At 41.0% G+C, this 7,140-nt stretch carries 6 protein-coding genes; 4 read left to right on the forward strand and 2 right to left on the reverse strand.

Annotation, left to right across the window (positions count from 1 at the left end):
- Positions 1-12: 12 nt before the first annotated feature.
- On the reverse strand, positions 13-1,215 hold the full coding sequence (locus D0T84_RS06325; protein ID WP_163307037.1) for a C40 family peptidase: 1,203 nt from the start codon (positions 1,213-1,215) through the stop codon (positions 13-15).
- Between the two features lie 642 nt (positions 1,216-1,857).
- Between D0T84_RS06325 and D0T84_RS06330 the strand changes: the two genes are divergently transcribed.
- The 3 genes from D0T84_RS06330 (at position 1,858) to D0T84_RS06340 (ending at position 4,837) form a co-directional block, all read left to right on the forward strand.
- The gene (locus D0T84_RS06330) at positions 1,858-2,640 is read left to right on the forward strand and encodes a hypothetical protein (RefSeq protein ID WP_163307038.1); all 783 of its coding nucleotides are present in this window, start codon (positions 1,858-1,860) and stop codon (positions 2,638-2,640) included.
- A 173-nt stretch (positions 2,641-2,813) separates the two neighbouring features.
- A complete protein-coding gene (locus D0T84_RS06335; protein WP_163307039.1) occupies positions 2,814-4,076 on the forward strand; it encodes a putative DNA modification/repair radical SAM protein in 1,263 nt (420 codons plus the stop codon).
- Positions 4,076-4,837: a TIGR03915 family putative DNA repair protein gene (locus D0T84_RS06340; protein ID WP_163307040.1), complete on the forward strand. Its 762-nt coding sequence runs from the start codon at positions 4,076-4,078 to the stop codon at positions 4,835-4,837. The genes D0T84_RS06335 and D0T84_RS06340 overlap by 1 nt, the downstream gene beginning before the upstream one ends.
- Before the next feature lie 372 nt (positions 4,838-5,209).
- Here D0T84_RS06340 and D0T84_RS06345 read toward each other — a convergent pair whose 3' ends face one another.
- Entirely contained in the window at positions 5,210-6,043 is an 834-nt protein-coding gene (locus tag D0T84_RS06345; RefSeq protein WP_163307041.1) for an energy transducer TonB, read from the reverse strand.
- Positions 6,044-6,261: 218 nt separating this feature from the next.
- Between D0T84_RS06345 and D0T84_RS06350 the strand changes: the two genes are divergently transcribed.
- Entirely contained in the window at positions 6,262-6,999 is a 738-nt protein-coding gene (locus D0T84_RS06350) for a polyprenol monophosphomannose synthase (RefSeq protein ID WP_163307042.1), read from the forward strand.
- The last annotated feature ends 141 nt before the right edge of the window (positions 7,000-7,140 follow it).

Genomic DNA, 7,140 nt, shown 5'->3' on the forward strand with positions numbered 1-7,140 from the left:
GGGGGGAGGCCGTTATTTGTATATGTTTTTCATCGACCACATGCCGTAACCTTCATTATCTACAGCGCCTATAATGCGTGAAGCACGTATAAACTCCCTTGTGTTTACTTCGTCGTAATCCGCGTCTTTAGGGTTGAGGCTGCCGATACGTACATAGCCTGAGGCATGGATGAACTTATTGTTCCCTATATAGAAGGCTACATGACGTACCCGTTCTTTTTTATTCTTTTCAGCTTTCTTCCCGAAGAACATCAGGTCGCCCGGCTGTAAATTGCCGTAACCGTTGCTTATATCCACAGGTATTCCTGTATAAGCCTGTTGTGAAGCATCGCGCATCAGCACAATGCCGTGCATCAGTGTGATGGTCTTTGTAAATCCGCTGCAATCCATTCCTTTCACCGATGTTCCGCCCCATACATAAGGTATTCCCATCAGTGTATATGCTTTTTCGACAAAACTGCTACCCGATACTGTTATTGAAGATAGCCATTCTTCGTAAGGCTTGCCTTGTTTTTTTAATATATATGCTTTTCGTCCGTCAGGGTACGATACTTTGTAGAAATCTCCGGTTTCACCCTCGGCTTTGAGTATATTGCAGTTTACAAGGTCCGACACAGTCTGGCTCTGGGTATCAGGCTCAGAATATGAGAATCCGAAGTAATCCGTAAAAATTATTTTTTTCGCGTTTTTCCACGATTCATATTCGGCCTTTGTCATGGGCTGGTAGTTTATTTCCGGTGTCCATGCTATATATCCGTCCGGTGTCTGTATACGGCTCCATCCATCTTTTTGTAGTATCCGTACCGGAGTGCCCAGTATGGCCTGTGTTGCCATCTCCGCCGAAAATTTACCTTCAACGCGTATGTCGGCAACCGACAATGTTATTACTCCGTACGTTTTATCTCCCAGCTCGCTTGAGGGAAGCAGGGTGATTTTATTCACAAAGTCTTTGCCATATACTTCTTTCGCCTGTTTTACAGTCTCATTGTATGCGTCAGTATCGGATGTCACGCCTTGCAGGGTTGGGCGTTTCTCGTTGTCATTCACTGTTATGTCGTAGACCTTTACTCTCTTGTCGGGGATGTATCGTTGCCTTACATTGTCAAGTATAATTTCCAGTTCGGTGTGTTTGTATATCAGTCTGTCTGTATCTTGAGCGCATAGTAATACATTGGTACATGTAAATATAACAAGCAAAGTGCATAGTTTTTTCATACTTGAGGCTTTTGATGAATTTGGATTGATGTAATAATACAAATATAACTAAAATCAAGCATCTTTAGCTTGTTTTAGTACGTATTTTTTCACCTTAAGTATATTAAAATAACTGAAAATATGTATTGAAATATTAAAATTAACAATCTGTTTGTTTTGATTTATTTAGGTCTTACATAGGAGTAGGGGCTTCCCGCCTGTGTCGGGATTATTTTCTACAAGCTTTATCTAATAGAGTTTATATTCAATAAAAGAGTAAGATGCATATTTTTAGGAGTTTTAGTTGCCACGACTTTCAAGTCGTGGATAATAATACAGGTAGAAAACGACTTTAGTCAAAACATTTTGGCTAAAGCCATTATCTGATTAGACTATTATCCTCCAGCTAAAGCAGGAGGCAATTAAATCACAGAGAATAAACCATATATAATCTTATTGAATATAAAGATAACATAAATACTATTTTTTGAAATGGATGTAGGGGCTAACCTGTGTGTTCGCCCGTTTTTTGGCTGACACATAGGTCTGCCCCTACACAATCGCCTCTGTTATTCATCATCTTCCCACAGATTTATCTAGTATAAAAGACTCAGAGAGGCTACAACTCATAATTTTTTAATTCATAACTCATAATTTTTCATCATGGCTAAATACACCGAAGAACTAACAGAAAAAATCGTATCCCTCATAGAAGAAGATACGTATACCGTTACCGAAATATGTAACCATCTGAAAATAACCCGAAAATCGTTCTACGAATGGAAAGAAAAGAAGCCTGAATTCAGGGAAGCGATAAATAAAGCTATTGAACGCCGTAATGAAGCGTTAGGCATTATAGCCCGCAACTCCCTGAAGCGTAAACTCGAAGGCTATACCCTGACCGAAGTGCGGACTACATATATCCCCGATAAAGACAATCCGGACAAATTAATCTTAAAGTCGCAGGTCGTGAAAGAAAAGGAATACGCACCTGATACTCATGCCATACGCTTAACCCTTCTGCCGAGTGATACAAAGTCTATCGGGGTAAAGGAAGAACCTGCCGCCCTGACAATCATTGTACGCGATACGAAGACAGCCGAACAGCTGAACCTGTTGCAGAATAACCTGATGCATCCTGAGCAAGAAAGAAAACCCTGCCATCCCTTGCCTGACACGGGATCCCCGGAGACAGTAAGTAATGGTCGCGAGGGGATTGCGGGTCAGGCACAGGGTGGCAATAACTCTTTTGAAGGCAATAATTTGCGTTGTACATCTGATTTTAAAGAAGAAATCCGACCTGGACTCCAATCTAAACGAAAGCCTAAAAGTCCTGACGACCTGATAAGGGTAAGAAGGGATAGCTCTGGTTATACCTGTATAATAAAGAGGTGTGAGCTGATGCCCGGAGAAGCATTCAGGGATTATGTACCAGAAGAAAAGTAACGATTGAAAACGATTAGATATATGTCACTTTTGTCACTTTTTATTGTCTTGTATTATTGCAACTGTTTTATAATTAACTGATTATATTGACAGTGATTACTTTTCAACAAGTTTGTATAATTTTTCATTTTTTATGGCTTGCTCTCGTACAAAATTTATTTCTTTGTATAGATATGAACGATAATGTGCTCGAAAAACTCAAAGTTTTGGCAGAATCGGCAAAGTACGATGTCTCCTGTTCTTCCAGTGGTACTGTCCGCAAAAATAAAGCGGGCGGATTGGGAAATACTGTGGGTGGAATGGGTATCTGCCACAGTTTTACGGAAGATGGGAGATGTGTTTCATTGTTGAAAATAATGCTTACCAACTTCTGTATTTATGATTGTGCATATTGTATCAACCGCAGAAGCAATGATATTCGCAGAGCAACATTTACCGTTCAGGAACTGGTAGAACTGACAATCGAATTTTACCGGCGGAATTACATTGAGGGGCTGTTCCTTAGTTCGGGAGTTATCAATAATCCCGATTACACGATGGAGCGTATGGTTCGGGTTGTAAAAGACCTGAGGACTATACAGCGTTTCAACGGGTATATCCATATGAAAAGTATCCCGGGCGCCAGTCAGGAACTGATAAGCGAGGCCGGATTGTATGCCGACCGTATGAGTGTGAATCTGGAAATCCCGACAGAGGCGAATCTTAAACTGTTGGCTCCCGAAAAAGACCATCGTAGTGTATATAAACCGATGCGCTACATTCAGCAGGGAATGCAGCAAAGTATTGAAGACAGGCGTAAGTTTCGTTCGGCGCCACGGTTTGTTCCTGCCGGACAAAGTACGCAAATGATAGTAGGGGCTACAGATGAGAAGGATAAGGATATTTTGCGGGTTTCGTCCATATTGTATCAGCAGACACAGATGAGGCGTGTATATTATTCGGGCTTTATTCCTGTCAACAGTTATGATAACCGTTTACCGGCTTTGAAGCAGGCTCCGTTGGTAAGGGAGAACCGTCTCTATCAGGCCGACTGGCTGATGCGTTTCTACCAATACCGCGCTGATGAAATAGTGGATGACGCTTATCCTGACCTCGATTTGGAAATAGACCCCAAGCTGGCATGGGCTCTACGCCATCCCGAAGTATTCCCTGTGGATATAAATAAGGCTGATTATGCGATGATTCTGCGCGTACCGGGTATAGGTGTTAAGTCTGCCCAGTTTATAGTCACATCACGCAGGCATGGCAAACTGAATGCCTCGCACCTGAAGAAGATAGGGGTGGTAATGAAAAAAGCCCAATATTTTATCACTTGTAACGAGTTGGCTATGTACACCGTAAATGAGGCTACTCCTGAGTATGTGCGCAAGGTACTGACCGAGCCGAAGAAACGGAAGAAGGATGATAGCCAGTTATCAATAATTTTCCCCGACTGATGATCGTATTCTTTTATGATAAAACATTCGAAGGCTTACTCACAGCCGTTTTTGATGCGTACAGCCGTAAGGTTTTTCCTGATAAGCTGTTGGCAGAGGGGGCTATCGCGCCCATGTTTATGGAGGATAGTTATACCGTTGTCACACAGGAAGACAGGGCGACGCGGGTGTGGAAAGCCCTCGATAGTAAGTTCACAAAGGGAGCTTTGAATATGCTTACTTATGTATGGCTGTCGGAAGAGGAGGGGAGTGACGATTTGCTGTTCAGGTATATCCGCAAAGCGATTGACAGTAAAATCCCGATAGAAACTAATTTTGCGGATAGCGATGTGCTGGCGATGAGCCAACTGGCGCGGAAGGTATCTCACGAAGAGCTTTACCTGAAACAGTTTGTCCGTTTCCAGAAAGCGGCGGATGATATATTCTTTGCTCCTGTATCGCCCCGTTATAACGCGCTGCCTTTGGCTATCGGGCATTTTAAAGACCGCTTCTCGGATCAGAAATGGGTTATCTATGATATAAAAAGGAGGTATGGGTATTATTATGACCTGAATACAATGGTGGAAATGACGCTCGACAATGACGAGCACTTGCTTGGAGGTAAACTGGATGAGAGCCTGATGGCCGAAGACGAAAAGATTTTTCAGGAACTGTGGAAAGGGTATTTCAAGTCGATGACGATAAAAGAGCGTATCAACCCAAAACTGCAACGGCAACATATGCCCCGGCGCTTTTGGAAATATCTCACCGAGAAACAGTAGGGATGTATGATAAGGATGTATGATGAACGGTTTGCTGTGCCTGTTGTATGCGCATCCGGCTGGCTTAGAGTTAAGTGCTTATTTGTGCGGGTAAAATTAACTAAGAAGAGGGTGTGTCAAAAGTATTTTTTCATATCTATTTACATACGCTCCGCTCCTGTGACCGTTGGTTGTCATGTTGAACGGAGTGAATTGAAAATCGACGGAGTCAAACTCTCGTATCTAGTAGGTCGAGATTCTTCGTTGCACTCAGAAACAACGTTCGCCGAAGCGAAGGCGAGGCAATGACAAAGAGAGTAGCAATTTGATAGAGATGTTTTACTTTTGACACACCCTCTCTTATCCTTAAACATAAAACCTAACATCGTACAATTATGATTTAAGTTTGAATACAATAGGCATTGTGAAATATACCTGAACCGGATTGCCGCTTTGTTTGCCCGGTATCCATTTAGGCATACTTTTTATAACCCTTATAGCTTCTTTGTCGCAAGTAGGACTTATCCCTTTTAGCAACTCTATATTTGTTATTTCACCTGTTTTGCTTACTACAAACCGTACTGTTACACGTCCTTGTATTCCCATTTCCTGGTCAACTACAGGGTATTTCAGGTTGTTGCCAATAAATTTGTACATTTCATCCTGTCCACCCGGAAATTGAGGCATCTGTTCGGCCACCTTGAATATTTCAGGCTTTTTTTCAGTGTCTCCTTTATCTACAGGTTCTATTATTTTTTCTATTTCTTTACGGATGGCGTCAGCATCATTAGATCCATCCTTAACATCAAAAGCACCAATGGCATCTTTACCTTTTGTTACATCATCCATCATTACCATCTGTTCGTCATCTTTTACCTTAGAGTCTTCCACTATTGTAGGAGGTACAAATTTGGTCATATTTACGAACTTAGGAGGTTCGGGCACTACAGGTTTTGCTACATCTTCCACATTGTTTAATGGTTGGTCTATAATTGCTATTTTGTATTCATCCTTTACTTCGGCACGTATTCCCGTAGCAGCTTTTACTGTATTCAAAATTGCAGGAAGGGCGGCTACAAAGCACATTAGTAATAAGATGATGCCAAAAGCAATAATATGGCGTTTCCAAGAAGATTGTCTTAGTTCAAAAGCTCCGTATGATTTGTTTCTTCCTTCAAAAACGATATCACACCATTCTGCCGAGTTTAAGTTTACTGAGTTTTTCATAACTGTATGTTTTAAATTGTTATTAATCTTCCCCTTTTTCTACTTAATAGATATTAAAGTCTCCGGAATTCCATAAATAGGTATTAAAAATTTAAAATCCGGTGGAAATAGTCTGCTCAACAGGAATGCCATTGTGAATATTTTTTATTTTTTTGTTAATTAAATTTTTATTTATCAATACTTAAAATGCTACATTTGTAACTTAATATATTCAGGAAATGTCAGATTCAATAGTCATTATTCCTACCTATAATGAGAAGGAAAACATAGAGGCGATTATAAAGACTGTATTCAATCTTCCCAAGGATTTTGATATTCTGGTTATTGATGACGGTTCGCCAGATGGTACAGCTGCTATCGTAAAGCAGTTGCAGCAGGAATTTAGTGATAAATTATACCTTATCGAGCGGGCGGGGAAGCTTGGGCTGGGTACGGCATATATAGCCGGGTTTAAGTGGGCTTTGGAGCAGAAGTATGAATATATATTCGAAATGGATGCCGATTTTTCCCACAACCCGAAAGACCTGCTTCGCTTGTATGATGCCTGTGCGAATCATGGAGCCGATATGGCAGTCGGTTCACGTTACTATAGCGGTGTGAATGTGGTAAACTGGCCGATGGGGCGTGTTTTGATGTCCTATTTCGCATCCCGTTATGTACGTGTGATAACAGGTATGAAGGTGCATGATTCTACAGCCGGGTTTGTATGTTATAAACGGATTGTATTGGAAACCATCGACTTGGATAATATCCGCTTCAAAGGTTATGCCTTTCAGGTGGAAATGAAATATACGGCATATTGCCTTAAATTTGATATAAAGGAAGTCTCCATTATTTTTGTAAACAGAATGCTGGGTACTTCAAAAATGAATTCGGGGATATTTGCCGAAGGTGTTTTTGGTGTAATTACAATGCGGTTGAGACAAATGTTCGGGGGAATACATAAAAAGAAATAAGGTCGCAGACCCACTTGCTTTTTTGGTATGTATAGTAACAAAGTCTCAGGGCAACCGCATCAAAATTTCATCATAATTTGTAGAAATGTTATCTTCGCTTCATGAATAGATTCATCTCTCCCTATTTTGCTGAAGTTACAG

It is taken from the genome of Dysgonomonas sp. 521, assembly GCF_010501055.1.
Classification (GTDB): Bacteria; Bacteroidota; Bacteroidia; order Bacteroidales; family Dysgonomonadaceae; genus Dysgonomonas.

Excerpts from the sequence above, each read along its gene's own strand:
- D0T84_RS06350 (WP_163307042.1), top strand. The coding sequence starts at position 6,262 with ATGTCAGATTCAATAGTCATTATTCCTACCTATAATGAGAAGGAAAAC.
- D0T84_RS06335 (WP_163307039.1), top strand. The coding sequence starts at position 2,814 with ATGAACGATAATGTGCTCGAAAAACTCAAAGTTTTGGCAGAATCGGCA.
- D0T84_RS06340 (WP_163307040.1), top strand. The coding sequence starts at position 4,076 with ATGATCGTATTCTTTTATGATAAAACATTCGAAGGCTTACTCACAGCC.
- D0T84_RS06345 (WP_163307041.1), bottom strand. The coding sequence starts at position 6,043 with ATGAAAAACTCAGTAAACTTAAACTCGGCAGAATGGTGTGATATCGTT.
- D0T84_RS06330 (WP_163307038.1), top strand. The coding sequence starts at position 1,858 with ATGGCTAAATACACCGAAGAACTAACAGAAAAAATCGTATCCCTCATA.
- D0T84_RS06325 (WP_163307037.1), bottom strand. The coding sequence starts at position 1,215 with ATGAAAAAACTATGCACTTTGCTTGTTATATTTACATGTACCAATGTA.